The following is a 14,004-nucleotide window of genomic DNA, read 5'->3' as shown; positions in this document are numbered from 1 at the left end:
GTACCGTCGGCGCCGGCGTCGTTGCCAAGATCCTGAAGTAAACGGTTTGCCGAAGACGGCGCTTGCGCGCCGCTCCACAAACCCGTTAGAATGCGCGGCTACCGTGGGGCCACCGTCCGGTGGGGCCCACGAACCAGCGAAATGAGGAGCAGGAAGCCCCTCGTCTTCGCCAGACATGGATATGTCGCATGGTGCTGCCTGGTTCCGGAGAGCTTCTCCGGCGGGTGGCTTCATGCGTTCGCAGATTCAGTCTGGGCGGGCCGGGAAACCGGCCTGCCTTAGTTTTTGGAAGGTCGCCAGCAGTCTGCTGTCGACATGTATTCACCGGGTTCGGCGCACCCAGTCGCCGGCCCGTCGCTCTTTTAACCAAGGAACACCCGTCATGGCGGACCAAAAGATCCGGATTCGGCTGAAGGCGTACGATCATCGTCTGATCGACCGCTCGGCCAGCGAGATCGTCGAGACGGCGAAGCGGACCGGCGCACAAGTGCGCGGCCCGATTCCGCTGCCGACCAAGATCGAGCGCTTCACCATCCTCGTTTCCCCGCACGTCGACAAGGACGCGCGCGACCAGTACGAGACCCGCACGCACAAGCGCGTGCTCGACATCGTCGACCCCAACGACAAGACCGTGGACGCGCTGATGAAGCTCGAGCTCGCGGCGGGCGTCGACGTCCAGATCAAGCTGACCTGAGGCCAAGCACATGACTGCGAAGAAATATTCGCTGGGCATCGTCGGTCGCAAGGCCGGCATGAGCCGCTTCTTCACTGAAGACGGCAAGTCCGTGCCGGTGACCCTCATCGAGGCGACCCCGAACCGGATCACCCAGATCAAGACCACCGACAGCGACGGCTACAGCGCCGTGCAGGTCACGGTGGGCGTCAAGCGCGCGTCGCTGATCAACAAGCCCGAAGCCGGTCACCTGGCCAAAGCCAAGGTCGACGCCGGCCGCGGCCTGTGGGAGCTGCGCGTGGAAGCCGACAAGATCGGCGACTTCAATGTCGGCGGCGAGATCAAGGCCGACATCTTCGAAGTCGGCCAGATCGTCGACGTCCAGGGCATCACCAAGGGCAAGGGCTTCCAGGGCACGATCAAGCGCTGGAACTTCAAGATGGGCGACGCCACCCACGGTAACTCGCTGTCGCATCGCGCCCCCGGCTCGATCGGTCAGCGGCAGACGCCGGGTCGCGTGTTCCCGGGCAAGAAGATGTCCGGCCACATGGGTTCGGTCCAGCAGAGCACCCAGGGCCTGGAAGTGGTCAAGGTCGACGCCGAGCGCGGGCTGATCGCGATCAAGGGCGCGGTGCCGGGTGCTCCGGGCGGCGACGTGATCGTGCGCCCGACGAGCAAGGGAGTATGACGATGGAACTTGCCATCAATAACAGCACGAAGAAATTGTCGGTGTCCGACGAGATCTTCGGTCGCGAGTTCAGCGAGGACCTGGTCCACCAGGTGGTCGTGGCCTACCGCAATGCCGGTCGTTCCGGCACCAAGGCGCAGAAGACCCGCTCGGAAGTTGCCGGCACCACCAAGAAGTCGAAGAAGCAGAAGGGCGGCGGTGCGCGTCATGGCGCGCTGACGGCCCCGATCTTCATCGGCGGTGGCGTGACCTTCGCGGCCAAGCCGCGCAGCTTCGCGCAGAAGGTCAACCGCAAGATGTACCGCGCGGCGATCGCGTCGATCCTGTCCGAGCTCAATCGCCAAGGCCGCATCACCGTGGTCGAGTCGCTCGAGCTGGAGTCGCCGAAGACCTCGGGCATGGTTTCGATGCTCAAGGGCCTGGAAGCCGGTCGTCGCCCGCTGCTGGTCACCGAGGACGCCACCGAGAACCTGTACCTCTCGGCGCGCAACCTGCCTTACGTGGAAGTCCGTGATGTGCAGGGCCTGGATCCGGTCGCGCTGGTTGGCGCCGACACGGTCGTGGTCACCGCCGACGCGGTCAAGAAGATCGAGGAGTGGCTGGCATGAACGACGCCAAGCTCTACAACGTAATCCGTGCGCCGCGCGTGTCCGAGAAGACCGCGCGCCTGCAGGAAGTTTCCAACCAATATGTCTTCGAAGTGGCGACGACTGCGACCAAGGCCGACATCAAGGTCGCCGTGGAAAAGCTGTTCGACGTCAAGGTCGAGGCCGTCAATGTGGTCAACGTGAAGGGCAAGAGCAAGGCCTTCAAGTTCCGCATGGGCCGTCGCCCCGACTGGCGCAAGGCATACGTGAAGCTGGCCGAAGGCCAGTCGATCGACGTGATGGCCAAGGCCTGAGGATAGACCCATGGCATTGATGACTTTCAAACCCACCTCGCCCGGCCGTCGCTCGATGGTTCGTGTGGTGACGCCGGGCCTGCACAAGGGCGCGCCGCACGCTGCACTGGTCGAGAAGAAGAGCAAGACCGGTGGCCGCAACCACCACGGTCGCATCACCACCCGCCACATCGGCGGTGGCCACAAGCAGCACTACCGCATCATCGATTTCAAGCGCAACAAGGAAGGTATCCCGGCACGCGTGGAGCGGATCGAATACGATCCCAACCGCACCGCCCATATCGCCCTGCTGTGCTACGTCGATGGCGAGCGTCGCTACATCATCGCGCCCAAGGGCCTGAAGGATGGCGACCAGGTGATCGCCGGCCGTGATGCGCCGATCCGGGTCGGCAACACCCTGCCGCTGACCAACATCCCGATGGGCTCGACGGTGCATTGCATCGAGATGAAGCCCGGCAAGGGTGCGCAGATCGCCCGCGCCGCCGGCGCCGGCGTGCAGCTGGTCGCCCGCGACCAGGGTTGGGCCACCTTGCGCCTTCGCTCCGGCGAAATGCGTCGGGTGCCGGCCGAGTGCCGCGCCACCATCGGTGAAGTCGGCAACAACGAGCACAGCCTCGAGAAGCTCGGCAAGGCCGGTGCCAAGCGCTGGCGCGGCGTCAAGCCGACCGTCCGCGGTGCGGCCATGAACCCGGTCGACCATCCGCACGGCGGTGGTGAAGCCAAGGCTGGCCAGGGCAACCCGCATCCGGTCACCCCGTGGGGCGTGCCGACCAAGGGTTACAAGACTCGCAAGAACAAGCGTACGCAGCAGTTCATCGTTCGCGATCGCAGGAGCTAATCGGCAATGGCACGTTCACTCAAGAAAGGCCCGTTCGTCGACCACCACCTGATCAAGAAGGTGGAGGCCGCGGCCAACAACAAACGCCCGATCAAGACCTGGTCGCGCCGCTCGATGGTGCTGCCGGAGATGGTGGGCTACACCATCGCCGTGCATAACGGTCGCAACCACATCCCGGTGCTGGTCAACGAGAACATGGTTGGCCACAAGCTCGGCGAGTTCGCCCTGACGCGTACCTTCAAGGGTCACGTCGGCGACAAGAAGAGCCGCTAAGGAGATGACCACTATGTCTTCAAATGACAATGGCGCCAAAGCCGTCCTGCGCAGCGCCCGCATCTCCGCCCAGAAGGCTCGCCTGGTCGCCGACCAGGTGCGCGGCCTGTCGGCCGAGCGCGCGGTCAACCTGCTGAAGTTCTCCGACAAGAAGGCCGCTTCGATGATCCGCAAGGTCGTCGAGTCCGCCATCGCCAACGCCGAGAACAACCTGGGCGCCGACATCGACGAGCTCAAGGTCACGACCATCATGGTCGACGAGGGTCCGACGCTGAAGCGTTTCATGGCCCGTGCGAAGGGACGCGGTACCCGCATCCTCAAGCGCACCAGCCACATCACCGTCGTCGTCGGCGAGGGGAAGTAACTCATGGGTCATAAAGTTCATCCGACCGGCATCCGCCTTGGTATCTCCAAGGACTGGAACTCCAAGTGGTTCGCCGGCAAGAAGCAGTACGCCGAGTACCTGATCGCCGACCTCAAGGTCCGCGAGATGCTGCGCAAGAAGCTCGCCCAGGCGGGTATCTCGCGCATCTTCATCGAGCGTCCGGCCAACAACGCCCGCGTCACGATCCACACCGCCCGCCCGGGCGTGGTGATCGGCAAGCGTGGCGAGGACATCGACAAGCTGCGCAAGGAAGTCAGCGACATGATGGGCGTCCCGGCGCACATCAACGTCACCGAAGTCCGCAAGCCGGAGCTCGACGCGCAGCTCGTCGCCGAATCGATCGCGCAGCAGCTCGAGCGCCGCATCATGTTCCGCCGTGCGATGAAGCGCGCGGTCGGCAACGCGATGCGCCTCGGCGCCCTGGGCATCAAGGTCAACGTCGGTGGCCGCCTCAACGGTGCGGAAATCGCCCGTTCGGAGTGGTACCGCGAAGGCCGCGTGCCGCTGCACACCCTGCGCGCCGACATCGACTACGGCTTCGCCGAAGCCAAGACGACGTACGGCATCATCGGCATCAAGGTATGGGTCTACAAGGGCGAGATCTTCGATTTCTCCCAGGTCGGCCAGGAAAAGCCGGACGACAGCCCGCGCAGCGACCGCGGAGATCGTGGCGACCGCCGCGACCGCTCGCCCCGTCCGCCGCGCGAACAGAGGTAACGGATCATGTTGCAACCAAAGCGAACGAAGTACCGGAAGGTACACAAGGGCCGCAATGACGGCCTGGCCTGGAGCGGCAACGCCGTCAGCTTCGGCGAGTACGGCCTGAAGTCGACCGCGCACGGCCAGATCACCGCGCGCCAGATCGAGGCCGCGCGCCGTTCCATCAGCCGCTACGTCAAGCGTGGCGGCAAGATGTGGATCCGCGTGTTCCCGGACAAGCCGATCACCAAGAAGCCGATCGAGGTCCGCATGGGCTCCGGTAAGGGCAACGTGGAGTACTGGGTCGCGCAGATCCAGCCTGGCCGCATGATTTACGAGATCGAAGGTGTGGACGAGACGGTAGCGCGTGAAGCGTTCCGCCTGGCCGCGGCCAAGCTCTCGGTGACCACCACTTTCGTGACCCGGACGGTGCGCTGATGGAACTCAAGAAGCTGCGTGAGAAGTCGGCCGACGAGCTCAACGCCCACCTGACCGATCTGCACAAGGAGAGCTTCGCCCTCCGCATGCAGCAGGCCACCGGCCAGCTCGCCAAGACCCATGAAACCCGCCGGGTTCGCCGCGAGATCGCTCGCGTCAATACCCTGCTGGGTCAGAAGAAGTAAGGACCTGTCATGACCGACAACAATACAGAGAAGGCACTACGCACGGTCGAAGGCCGGGTCGTCAGCAACAAGATGGACAAGACCGTCACGGTGCTCGTGGAGCGCCAGGTCAAGCACGCGTTGTACGGCAAGTACATCCGTCGCTCGTCCAAGCTGCATGCACACGACGCCGACAATTCGTGCAACGAGGGCGACGTGGTCCGGGTTTCCGAGATCGCGCCGATGTCCAAGACCAAGAACTGGCGCGTGGTCGAGATCGTCTCGCGCGCGGCCGAATAACGAGGAGGGCTGAACCATGATCCAGATGCAAAGCTACCTCGGCGTGGCCGACAACTCCGGTGCAAAAGAAGTGATGTGCATCAAGGTGCTGGGCGGTTCCAAGCGCCGTTACGCCGGTATCGGCGACATCATCAAGGTCACCGTGAAGGACGCGATCCCGCGTGGCAAGGTCAAGAAGGGCGACGTCTATGACGCCGTCGTGGTCCGCACCCGCAAGGGCGTTCGTCGCCCGGACGGTTCGCTGATCCGCTTCGACGGCAACGCGGCCGTGCTCCTGAACAACAAGCAGGAACCGATCGGCACGCGCATCTTCGGGCCTGTGACCCGCGAACTGCGTTCCGAGAAGTTCATGAAGATCGTCTCGCTCGCACCTGAAGTGCTCTGAGCGGAGGAAGAAGACATGAACCGTATCAAGAAGGGTGACCAGGTAATCGTCACCGCCGGCAAGGACAAGGGCAAGAAGGGTGATGTGGTGCGCGTGGCCGGCGACAAGGTCGTCGTGTCCAACATCAACATCATCAAGCGCCACACCAAGCCGAACCCGCAGGCAAACCAGCCGGGCGGAGTGGTCGAGCGCGAGGCGCCGATCCACATTTCCAACGTGATGCTGTTCAACCCGGCCTCGGGCAAGGGTGAGCGCGTTGGTGTCAAGGTGCTGGAGGATGGACGCAAACTGCGTGTGTTCCGCTCCAGCGGTGAGGCGGTCGACGCCTAAGGAATGTTGAAATGACCACCAGGCTTGAAAAGTTCTACAAAGAAGAAGTCGTGCCGTCGCTGACCGAGAAGTTCGGTTACAAGAATCCGATGGAAGTGCCGCGCATCACCAAGATCACCCTGAACATGGGTGTGGGTGAGGCCGCCACCAACAAGAAGATCCTGGAGAACGCGGTCGCCGACATGACCAAGATCTCCGGCCAGAAGCCGATCGTGACCAAGAGCCGCGTGTCCGTGGCCTCGTTCAAGATCCGTGACGGCTGGCCGATCGGCTGCAAGGTGACCCTGCGCCGCGCCAAGATGTTCGAGTTCCTCGATCGCCTGGTCAACGTCTCGCTGCCGCGCGTCCGCGATTTCCGTGGCGTCTCGGGCAAGTCGTTCGACGGCCGTGGCAACTTCAACATGGGCGTGAAGGAACAGATCATCTTCCCGGAAATCGACTTCGACCAGGTCGACGCCGTCCGCGGCATGGACATCGCGATCACCACGACCGCGAAGACCGACGCCGAGGCGCGCGCCCTGCTGGAAGCTTTCCGCTTCCCGTTCCGCAACTGATTCGAGGACCTAGAAAATGGCAAAGACCTCCATGGTCAACCGCGACATCAAGCGGGCCAAGCTGGCCGCGAAGTATGCGGTCAAGCGCGAAGCGCTGAAGAAGATCATCTCCAGCCCGACCGCCTCCTACGAGGAGAAGGAAGAGGCCGTGGTCAAGCTGCAGAAGCTGCCGCGCGACTCGTCCCCGAGCCGCCAGCGCAACCGCTGCGCCCTGACCGGCCGTTCGCGTGGCGTTTACGCCAAGTTCGGCCTGGGCCGCAACAAGCTGCGCGAAGCGACCATGCGCGGCGACGTGCCGGGCCTGCGCAAGGCCAGCTGGTAAGCGCCGCCTCCTCGGAGGCTGGCGCCGGCCGGCAAGTCTGCTAGACTAGTCGGCTCGCCACATCCAAGCGCCACGGCTTTTGGCCGTGGCGTCACAACTGAAATTCGCAATCGCGCGGATATCGGTGCACTCATCAGGTAATTACACATGAGCATGACTGATCCCATCGCCGACATGTTCGTCCGCATTCGCAATGCGGCCGCGGTCGGCAAGCCCTCGGTGAAGATGCCGTCGTCCAAGATCAAGGTGGCCATCGCCAAGGTCCTGCAGGACGAGGGCTACATCCTCGGTTCCACCGTCACCGACATCGGTGGTGGCAAGAGCGAACTGCAGATCGAGCTGAAGTACTACGAAGGCAAGCCGGTGATCGAGCAGCTGAAGCGCTTCTCGCGCTCGGGCCTGCGCCAGTATCGCGGCAAGGACGCGCTGCCGAAGGTCCTGGGTGGCCTCGGTGTCGCCATCATTTCCACCTCCAAGGGCATCATGACCGATGCGCAGGCGCGCCAGCAGGGCGTCGGCGGTGAAGTCCTGTGCTTCGTGGCCTAAGGGAGTAACGACCATGTCCCGAGTTGCCAAGAAGCCGATCGCCCTTGCCAAGGGTGTCGAGCTGAACGTCCAGTCCGAGAACGTCACCGTCAAGGGTCCGAAGGGCACCTTGTCGATCGCCAAGCCGGCCGATATCGAGATCAAGATCGAGGACGGCCACGCCGTGCTCTCGACCCAGGATCCGGAGCGCATCCCGCTGACCGGCACCCTGCGTGCGATCGTCGCCAACATGGTGCACGGCGTGTCCGAAGGCTTCGAGCGCAAGCTCGAGCTGGTCGGCGTCGGTTACCGCGCCGCGATGCAGGGCAAGGACCTGAACCTGTCGCTGGGTTTTTCCCACCCGGTCCTGTTCAGCGTGCCCGAAGGCATCACCGTTTCCACCCCGACCCAGACCGAAGTGCTGGTGCAGGGCGCCGACAAGCAGCGCGTCGGTGAAGTGGCGGCCAAGATTCGCGGCTTCCGTCCGCCGGAGCCCTACAAGGGCAAGGGTGTGAAGTACGCCGGCGAGACCATCATTCGCAAGGAAGCCAAGAAGGCCTAACCGGGCTTTCAGCTTTCGAGGATCAGACAATGAACAAGAATATCGCCCGCCTGCGTCGCGCCAAGTCGACCCGTTCGCACATCCGCACCCTCGGCGTGCCGCGCCTGTCGGTGCTGCGCACCGGCCAGCACCTCTACGCGCAGGTCTTCACCGCCGACGGCTCGAAGGTCCTGGCGGCTGCCTCGACCACCCAGGCCGACGTCAAGGACGGTCTGAAGAACGGCAAGAACGCCGATGCCGCCGTCAAGGTCGGCAAGGCGATCGCCGAGAAGGCCAAGGCCGCCGGCATCGAGAAGGTCGCCTTCGATCGTTCCGGTTACCGCTACCACGGCCGCATCAAGGCGCTGGCCGACGCCGCCCGCGAGGGTGGCCTGCAGTTCTAAGGCCTTTGTTCCAGGCCGCCGGCGCGGTTGGCGCCGGGCGCGGTCGGGATTTGTCCCCGGTCGCGATCCACTGAAGTACTCCACAACCATAAGCGGCCAAGCCGCAACATCACTCAATCTCAGGAACGATAAAGATGGCAAACGAACGCGATTCGCGGGGGCGTGGCAACCGCGAGGAAATCGACGACGGCATGATCGAGAAGCTGATCACGGTCAACCGCGTCAGCAAGACCGTCAAGGGCGGCCGCCAGTTCACCTTCACCGCGCTGACGGTGGTCGGTGACGGCGCCGGCAAGGTCGGTTTCGGTTACGGCAAGGCCCGCGAAGTGCCGGTCGCGATCCAGAAGTCGATGGAGTACGCCCGCAAGAGCATGCAGACCGTCGATCTCAACAACGGCACCTTGTGGCACTCGGTGAAGTCCGGCCACGGCGCGGCGCGTGTCTACATGCAGCCGGCGTCCGAAGGTACCGGCGTGATCGCCGGTGGCGCGATGCGCGCCGTACTCGAGGCGGTCGGGGTGAAGGACGTGCTGGCCAAGGCCATCGGTTCGCGCAACCCGATCAACCTGGTCCGCGCGACCCTGCGTGGCCTGTCGGAAATGCACTCGCCGGCCCGCATCGCGGCCAAGCGCGGCAAGAAGGTCGAGGATCTGCAGCATGGCTAAGTCCACTGAGAACAAGAGCGGCACCGTCAAGGTGCGCCTGGTCAAGGGCCTGCGCGGCTGCCAGGGCCGCCACCGCCTGTCGGTCAAGGCGCTGGGCCTGAACAAGCTCAATGACATGCGCGAACTGAAGGACAGCCCGCAGGTTCGCGGCCTGATCAACACGGTCCACTACCTGGTCCGGGTCGAGGAGTAATCACCATGCATCTCAACACTCTCAAGCCCGCAGAGGGCGCCCGCGAAGACCGCAAGCGCGTCGGTCGCGGCATAGGTTCCGGCCTGGGCAAGACCTGTGGCCGTGGCCACAAGGGTTCGTTCGCGCGTTCGGGCAAGGGCAAGATCCGCGCCGGCTTCGAAGGCGGCCAGATGCCGATGCACATCCGCCTGCCGAAGGTCGGGTTCCGCAGCAAGCTCAAGGACGACACCGCCGAAGTGCTGCTGTACCAGCTGGACAAGCTCGAGGCCGGCGAGATCGACCTCGCCGCATTGCGCGCCGCCAAGCTGGTCCCGGCCAAGGCCAAGCGGGCCAAGCTGGTCGCCAAGGGCGAACTGACCAAGAAGTTCGTGCTCAAGGGCGTGCTTGCCACGGCCGGTGCCAAGGCCGCGATCGAAGCGGCTGGCGGCAAGGTCGAGGAGTAAGTCACGCATGGCGCGCAGCGGTAACGCTATGGCCGGCATGGGCGGCGGGCTCGGGAAGTTCACCGAGCTCCGCCAGCGCCTGCTGTTCGTGATCGGCGCACTGATCGTGTATCGCATCGGTTGCTACATCCCGGTGCCGGGGGTCAACCCCGAAGCCATGCTGCGGCTGATGGAGACGCAGGAAGGCACCATCGTCGACATGTTCAACATGTTCTCCGGTGGCGCGCTGGAGCGCTTCAGCCTGCTCGCGCTGAACGTGATGCCGTATATCTCGTCGTCCATCATCATGCAGCTGATGGTGCAGATCCTGCCCAGCCTGAAGGCCATCCAGAAGGAAGGCGAGTCGGGCCGGCGCAAGATCAACCAGTGGTCGCGCCTGGGTGCGATCCCGCTGGCGGTGTTCCAGGCCTGGGGCATTGCTACCGCGCTGCAGGCCGGTGGCGCCAGCCAGGGCATCCCGGTGGTGTACAGCCCGGGCATGGGCTTCGTGCTGACCGCGGTGATCTCGCTGACCGCCGGCACCATGTTCCTGATGTGGCTGGGTGAGCAGGTGACCGAGCGCGGCATCGGCAACGGCGTTTCGCTGATCATCTTCGCCGGCATCGTCGCCGGGCTGCCGTCGGCCGTGCTGGGCATGTTCGGCCAGGTGCGCAACGGCGAGATGGGCACGCTGACCGCGCTCGCGGTGATCGCCATCGTGCTGGCCTGCACCTACTTCGTGGTGTTCGTCGAGCGCGGGCAACGGCGGATCACGGTGAACTACGCGCGCAAGCAGGGCGGCCGCAACGCCTATATGAACCAGTCGTCGTTCCTGCCGCTGAAGCTCAACATGGCTGGCGTGATCCCGCCGATCTTCGCCTCGAGCATCGTGATGTTCCCGGCGACTGCGGCGACCTGGTTCAGCCAGGGCGATTCGTCGTCGTTCATGCTCAAGGTCAGCCAGTGGCTGAACCCGGGCGAGCCGCTGCACATGCTGCTGTATGGCGGGATGATCGCCGGATTCGCGTTCTTCTATACGGCGCTGGTGTTCAATTCGCAGGAAACCGCGGACAACCTGAAGAAGTCGGGCGCGCTGATCCCGGGCATCCGGCCGGGCAAGGCGACCGCCGATTATGTCGACGGCGTGCTGACCCGTTTGACCGCCGCCGGTGCCGCCTACCTGGTGCTGGTCTGCCTGCTGCCCGAGGTCATGCGCAGCCAGATGGGCATTTCGTTCTACTTCGGTGGTACGTCGCTGCTGATCGTGGTGGTGGTGGTGATGGACTTCATTGCGCAGATCCAGGCGCACCTGATGTCGCACCAGTACGAGAGCCTGCTGAAGAAGTCCAATCTCAAGGGATCCCGCGGCGGCCTGGTGGGTCGCTGAGCGATCGGCAATACGGTTTCACGGACACGTTGTACGGAAGCACCGTTTTACGGAATCCTGGGATCTGCTCCCGGGTTCCAGCAGGGCGACTCGGGCGGCGGTCTCGCGCACGGGTGGGTTCGGACCGATCCGCGCGCCAGAGTAGCGCGCGGTGTCGGGGAGGGCGGCTTGACACCGTCCGTCCCGGCAGTCCGGGCTCGTCGCCGGAGCATGGGCACACTCCCCATGCCGTGGCAGGGCCGCGCTTCGGCGCGACCGTGCTTCCTATTGACCCGAGACCTTGATACAATTTCCGATTCGCTCTTTGAGAGTATTCGCTCTCGAGCGTTCACCTACGCCGGGTTGTCAGGGCCCGGATGCCAAACCAGTTGGAGATCGCGTTATGGCGCGTATTGCGGGCGTCAATCTGCCTGCCCAGAAGCATGTCTGGGTCGGGCTTCAGAGTATCTACGGCATCGGCCGTACCCGTTCGAAGAAGGTCTGCGACTCGGCCGGCGTGAATTCGTCGACCAAGATCCGTGACCTGTCCGAGCCCGAGGTCGAGCGCATCCGCGCCGAGATCGGCAAGTTCGTGGTCGAGGGTGACCTCCGTCGCGAGATCGGCATGTCGATCAAGCGCCTGATGGACCTGGGTTGCTACCGCGGCCTGCGTCACCGCCGTGGCCTGCCGCTGCGCGGCCAGCGCACCAAGACCAACGCACGCACCCGCAAGGGTCCGCGTCGGGCCATCAGGAAGTAAGGGGTAGATCATGGCCAAGCCAGCTCAAGCCAAGACGAAGAAGAAGATCAAGCGCGTCGTCACCGACGGCATCGCCCACGTCCACGCTTCGTTCAACAACACCATCATCACGATCACCGACCGCCAGGGCAACGCGCTGTCGTGGGCGACTTCGGGTGGCGCGGGTTTCCGCGGCTCGCGCAAGTCGACCCCGTTCGCCGCCCAGGTGGCCGCCGAGAAGGCCGGCCGCGCTGCGCTCGACTACGGCGTCAAGTCGCTGGAAGTGCGCATCAAGGGCCCGGGTCCGGGTCGGGAGTCCGCCGTTCGTTCGTTGAACAACGTCGGCTACAAGATCATCAACATCATCGACGTGACGCCCATCCCGCACAACGGATGCCGCCCGCCGAAAAAGCGTCGCGTCTGAGGAGCTGAAGAAAAATGGCTCGTTATATTGGTCCCAAATGCAAGCTCTCCCGTCGCGAAGGCGTCGATCTCGGCCTGAAGTCGCCGGCCCGCGCGCTCGACTCGAAGTGCAAGCTCGATCAGAAGCCCGGCCAGCACGGCGCGACCCTGCGTCGCGGCAAGCTGTCCGACTACGCCAACCAGCTGCGCGAGAAGCAGAAGGTCAAGCGTATCTACGGCCTGCTGGAGCGTCAGTTCCGCAATTACTACAAGAAGGCCGCTGCCAAGCGCGGCAACACGGGTGAAATCCTGTTGCAGCTGCTGGAAACCCGGCTCGACAACGTCGTCTACCGCATGGGCTTCGCGGTGACCCGGCCGGCCGCGCGCCAGCTGGTGTCGCATCGCGGCGTCACGGTCAACGGCAAGTCGGTCAATCTGCCGTCGTACCAGGTCAAGCCCGGCGACGCGGTTGCGTTGTCCGAGCGCGCGCAGAAGCAGTTGCGCGTGCAGGAGTCGCTGACCGTCGCCCAGCAGATGGACCTGTCGCCGTCCTGGGTCGAGGTCGACAGCAAGAAGTTCGCGGGCGTGTTCAAGGCGGTTCCGGATCGTACCGATCTGCCTGCCGACATCAACGAAGCGCTGATCATCGAGCTGTTCTCGAAGTAATCCATCTGTTCTTGAGCCGTCGGCCCCGCCGTCGGCTCGCAGGAGACTCCACAACATGACGGTTACCGCCAATCAGGTACTGCGCCCCCGCGGTCCCCAGATCGAACGCCTCAACGGCAACCGCGCCAAGGTCGTGATCGAGCCGCTCGAACGCGGTTACGGCCACACCCTGGGCAACGCGTTGCGCCGCGTGCTGCTGTCGTCGATCCCCGGCTTCGCGATCACCGAAGTCGAGATCGATGGCGTGCTCCACGAGTACACCACCGTTGAAGGCCTGCAGGAAGACGTGCTCGAAGTCCTCCTCAACCTCAAGGACGTCGCCATCCGGATGAACACCGGCGAGTCGGCGACCCTGTCGCTGAGCAAGCAGGGTCCGGGCGTCGTCACCGCGGCCGACATCAAGGTCGACCACAACGTCGAGATCCTCAACACCGAGCACGTGATCGCCCACCTGACCAAGGACATGGCGATCAACATGCGGCTGAAGATCGAGCGCGGTTACGGCTACCAGCCCGCCGCCGCCCGTCGTCGCCCGGACGAGGAGACCCGCACCATCGGTCGCCTGATGCTGGACGCCAGCTTCAGCCCGGTCCGCCGTGTCGCGTATGCGGTCGAGGCCGCCCGCGTCGAGCAGCGTACCGACCTGGACAAGCTGGTCATCGACATCGAGACCAACGGCACGATCGACGCCGAGGAAGCCGTGCGCACCGCCGCCGACATCCTCAGCGACCAGCTGTCGGTGTTCGGCGACTTCACCCACCGCGACCGCGGTGCGGCGAAGCCGGCCAGCAGCGGCGTCGACCCGATCCTGCTGCGCCCGATCGACGACCTCGAGCTGACCGTGCGTTCGGCCAACTGCCTCAAGGCCGAGAGCATCTACTACGTCGGCGATCTGATCCAGAAGACCGAAGTCGAGCTGCTCAAGACCCCGAACCTCGGCAAGAAGTCGCTTACCGAGATCAAGGAAGTGCTGGCCCAGCGCGGCCTTTCGCTCGGCATGAAGCTCGAAAACTGGCCGCCGGCGGGGATCGCCTCGCACGGCATGATGGGCTGAGCCAGTCCGCAATACGGTTCCCCGCTGCGGCGGGGATCCGCGCAAGGCAACCGCTAAAGCAACACAAGCGCCGATGG

The 14,004-nt window shown here is 64.3% G+C and carries 26 protein-coding genes; all 26 read left to right on the top strand.

Annotated features, from left to right (window positions below; all coding sequences use genetic code 11):
* The first annotated feature begins 382 nt into the window (after positions 1–382).
* The 26 genes from rpsJ (at position 383) to SNE34_RS05985 (ending at position 13,927) form a co-directional block, all read left to right on the top strand.
* Positions 383–694 (top strand): 30S ribosomal protein S10, encoded by a 312-nt coding sequence (gene rpsJ / locus SNE34_RS06110; protein ID WP_162109793.1) that lies wholly within the window; start codon positions 383–385, stop codon positions 692–694.
* A gap of 10 nt (positions 695–704) precedes the next feature.
* Complete coding sequence (gene rplC, locus SNE34_RS06105; RefSeq protein WP_332615656.1) at positions 705–1,361, top strand: 50S ribosomal protein L3; 657 nt, start codon at positions 705–707, stop codon at positions 1,359–1,361.
* Positions 1,358–1,969 (top strand): 50S ribosomal protein L4, encoded by a 612-nt coding sequence (gene rplD / locus SNE34_RS06100; RefSeq protein WP_332615655.1) that lies wholly within the window; start codon positions 1,358–1,360, stop codon positions 1,967–1,969. The genes rplC and rplD overlap by 4 nt, the downstream gene beginning before the upstream one ends.
* Positions 1,966–2,262 (top strand): 50S ribosomal protein L23, encoded by a 297-nt coding sequence (gene rplW, locus SNE34_RS06095; protein ID WP_078759181.1) that lies wholly within the window; start codon positions 1,966–1,968, stop codon positions 2,260–2,262. The genes rplD and rplW overlap by 4 nt, the downstream gene beginning before the upstream one ends.
* A gap of 10 nt (positions 2,263–2,272) precedes the next feature.
* Positions 2,273–3,100, top strand: a complete 828-nt coding sequence (rplB, locus tag SNE34_RS06090; protein WP_332615649.1) for a 50S ribosomal protein L2 — start codon at positions 2,273–2,275, stop codon at positions 3,098–3,100.
* A 6-nt stretch (positions 3,101–3,106) separates the two neighbouring features.
* Positions 3,107–3,373: a 30S ribosomal protein S19 gene (gene rpsS / locus SNE34_RS06085; RefSeq protein ID WP_332615647.1), complete on the top strand. Its 267-nt coding sequence runs from the start codon at positions 3,107–3,109 to the stop codon at positions 3,371–3,373.
* Positions 3,374–3,386: 13 nt separating this feature from the next.
* Positions 3,387–3,737, top strand: coding sequence for a 50S ribosomal protein L22 (gene rplV / locus SNE34_RS06080; protein WP_332615645.1), 351 nt, complete (start codon positions 3,387–3,389; stop codon positions 3,735–3,737).
* Positions 3,738–3,740: 3 nt separating this feature from the next.
* On the top strand, positions 3,741–4,475 hold the full coding sequence (gene rpsC, locus SNE34_RS06075; protein ID WP_332615643.1) for a 30S ribosomal protein S3: 735 nt from the start codon (positions 3,741–3,743) through the stop codon (positions 4,473–4,475).
* A gap of 6 nt (positions 4,476–4,481) precedes the next feature.
* Positions 4,482–4,895 carry a 50S ribosomal protein L16 gene (gene rplP / locus SNE34_RS06070; protein ID WP_332615641.1) on the top strand — a complete coding sequence of 138 codons (414 nt, stop codon included), beginning with the start codon at positions 4,482–4,484 and terminating at the stop codon, positions 4,893–4,895.
* Complete coding sequence (rpmC, locus tag SNE34_RS06065) at positions 4,895–5,080, top strand: 50S ribosomal protein L29 (protein WP_332615640.1); 186 nt, start codon at positions 4,895–4,897, stop codon at positions 5,078–5,080. The genes rplP and rpmC overlap by 1 nt, the downstream gene beginning before the upstream one ends.
* A gap of 9 nt (positions 5,081–5,089) precedes the next feature.
* Positions 5,090–5,359, top strand: coding sequence for a 30S ribosomal protein S17 (rpsQ, locus tag SNE34_RS06060; RefSeq protein ID WP_332615638.1), 270 nt, complete (start codon positions 5,090–5,092; stop codon positions 5,357–5,359).
* A 16-nt stretch (positions 5,360–5,375) separates the two neighbouring features.
* Positions 5,376–5,744 carry a 50S ribosomal protein L14 gene (rplN, locus tag SNE34_RS06055; RefSeq protein WP_332615636.1) on the top strand — a complete coding sequence of 123 codons (369 nt, stop codon included), beginning with the start codon at positions 5,376–5,378 and terminating at the stop codon, positions 5,742–5,744.
* Between the two features lie 15 nt (positions 5,745–5,759).
* Positions 5,760–6,074: a 50S ribosomal protein L24 gene (rplX, locus tag SNE34_RS06050; RefSeq protein ID WP_332615634.1), complete on the top strand. Its 315-nt coding sequence runs from the start codon at positions 5,760–5,762 to the stop codon at positions 6,072–6,074.
* A gap of 11 nt (positions 6,075–6,085) precedes the next feature.
* Positions 6,086–6,628, top strand: coding sequence for a 50S ribosomal protein L5 (gene rplE / locus SNE34_RS06045; protein WP_332615632.1), 543 nt, complete (start codon positions 6,086–6,088; stop codon positions 6,626–6,628).
* A 16-nt stretch (positions 6,629–6,644) separates the two neighbouring features.
* Positions 6,645–6,950, top strand: a complete 306-nt coding sequence (rpsN, locus tag SNE34_RS06040) for a 30S ribosomal protein S14 (RefSeq protein ID WP_332615630.1) — start codon at positions 6,645–6,647, stop codon at positions 6,948–6,950.
* A 147-nt stretch (positions 6,951–7,097) separates the two neighbouring features.
* A complete protein-coding gene (gene rpsH, locus SNE34_RS06035; protein WP_332615629.1) occupies positions 7,098–7,496 on the top strand; it encodes a 30S ribosomal protein S8 in 399 nt (132 codons plus the stop codon).
* Positions 7,497–7,509: 13 nt separating this feature from the next.
* On the top strand, positions 7,510–8,037 hold the full coding sequence (rplF, locus tag SNE34_RS06030; RefSeq protein ID WP_332615628.1) for a 50S ribosomal protein L6: 528 nt from the start codon (positions 7,510–7,512) through the stop codon (positions 8,035–8,037).
* A gap of 29 nt (positions 8,038–8,066) precedes the next feature.
* On the top strand, positions 8,067–8,420 hold the full coding sequence (gene rplR, locus SNE34_RS06025; RefSeq protein WP_332615626.1) for a 50S ribosomal protein L18: 354 nt from the start codon (positions 8,067–8,069) through the stop codon (positions 8,418–8,420).
* Positions 8,421–8,554: 134 nt separating this feature from the next.
* A complete protein-coding gene (gene rpsE, locus SNE34_RS06020) occupies positions 8,555–9,085 on the top strand; it encodes a 30S ribosomal protein S5 (protein ID WP_332615623.1) in 531 nt (176 codons plus the stop codon).
* Positions 9,078–9,278: a 50S ribosomal protein L30 gene (rpmD, locus tag SNE34_RS06015; RefSeq protein ID WP_332615621.1), complete on the top strand. Its 201-nt coding sequence runs from the start codon at positions 9,078–9,080 to the stop codon at positions 9,276–9,278. Before rpsE ends, rpmD begins: the two co-directional genes overlap by 8 nt.
* On the top strand, positions 9,278–9,721 hold the full coding sequence (gene rplO, locus SNE34_RS06010; protein WP_332615720.1) for a 50S ribosomal protein L15: 444 nt from the start codon (positions 9,278–9,280) through the stop codon (positions 9,719–9,721). The genes rpmD and rplO overlap by 1 nt, the downstream gene beginning before the upstream one ends.
* Before the next feature lie 28 nt (positions 9,722–9,749).
* Positions 9,750–11,087 carry a preprotein translocase subunit SecY gene (gene secY, locus SNE34_RS06005; protein WP_425604467.1) on the top strand — a complete coding sequence of 446 codons (1,338 nt, stop codon included), beginning with the start codon at positions 9,750–9,752 and terminating at the stop codon, positions 11,085–11,087.
* A 382-nt stretch (positions 11,088–11,469) separates the two neighbouring features.
* Complete coding sequence (gene rpsM / locus SNE34_RS06000) at positions 11,470–11,826, top strand: 30S ribosomal protein S13 (RefSeq protein ID WP_332615617.1); 357 nt, start codon at positions 11,470–11,472, stop codon at positions 11,824–11,826.
* A gap of 10 nt (positions 11,827–11,836) precedes the next feature.
* The gene (gene rpsK, locus SNE34_RS05995) at positions 11,837–12,229 is read left to right on the top strand and encodes a 30S ribosomal protein S11 (RefSeq protein WP_036212595.1); all 393 of its coding nucleotides are present in this window, start codon (positions 11,837–11,839) and stop codon (positions 12,227–12,229) included.
* Between the two features lie 14 nt (positions 12,230–12,243).
* Entirely contained in the window at positions 12,244–12,873 is a 630-nt protein-coding gene (rpsD, locus tag SNE34_RS05990; protein WP_332615609.1) for a 30S ribosomal protein S4, read from the top strand.
* 55 nt (positions 12,874–12,928) lie between these two features.
* Positions 12,929–13,927: a DNA-directed RNA polymerase subunit alpha gene (locus SNE34_RS05985; RefSeq protein WP_332615606.1), complete on the top strand. Its 999-nt coding sequence runs from the start codon at positions 12,929–12,931 to the stop codon at positions 13,925–13,927.
* The last annotated feature ends 77 nt before the right edge of the window (positions 13,928–14,004 follow it).

Origin of the sequence: Novilysobacter erysipheiresistens (genome assembly GCF_036663935.1) — a bacterium.
GTDB lineage: Bacteria > Pseudomonadota > Gammaproteobacteria > Xanthomonadales > Xanthomonadaceae > Novilysobacter > Novilysobacter erysipheiresistens.
Note: the sequence above shows the minus strand (reverse complement) of the source record. Positions and strands in the feature narration are given on the sequence as shown.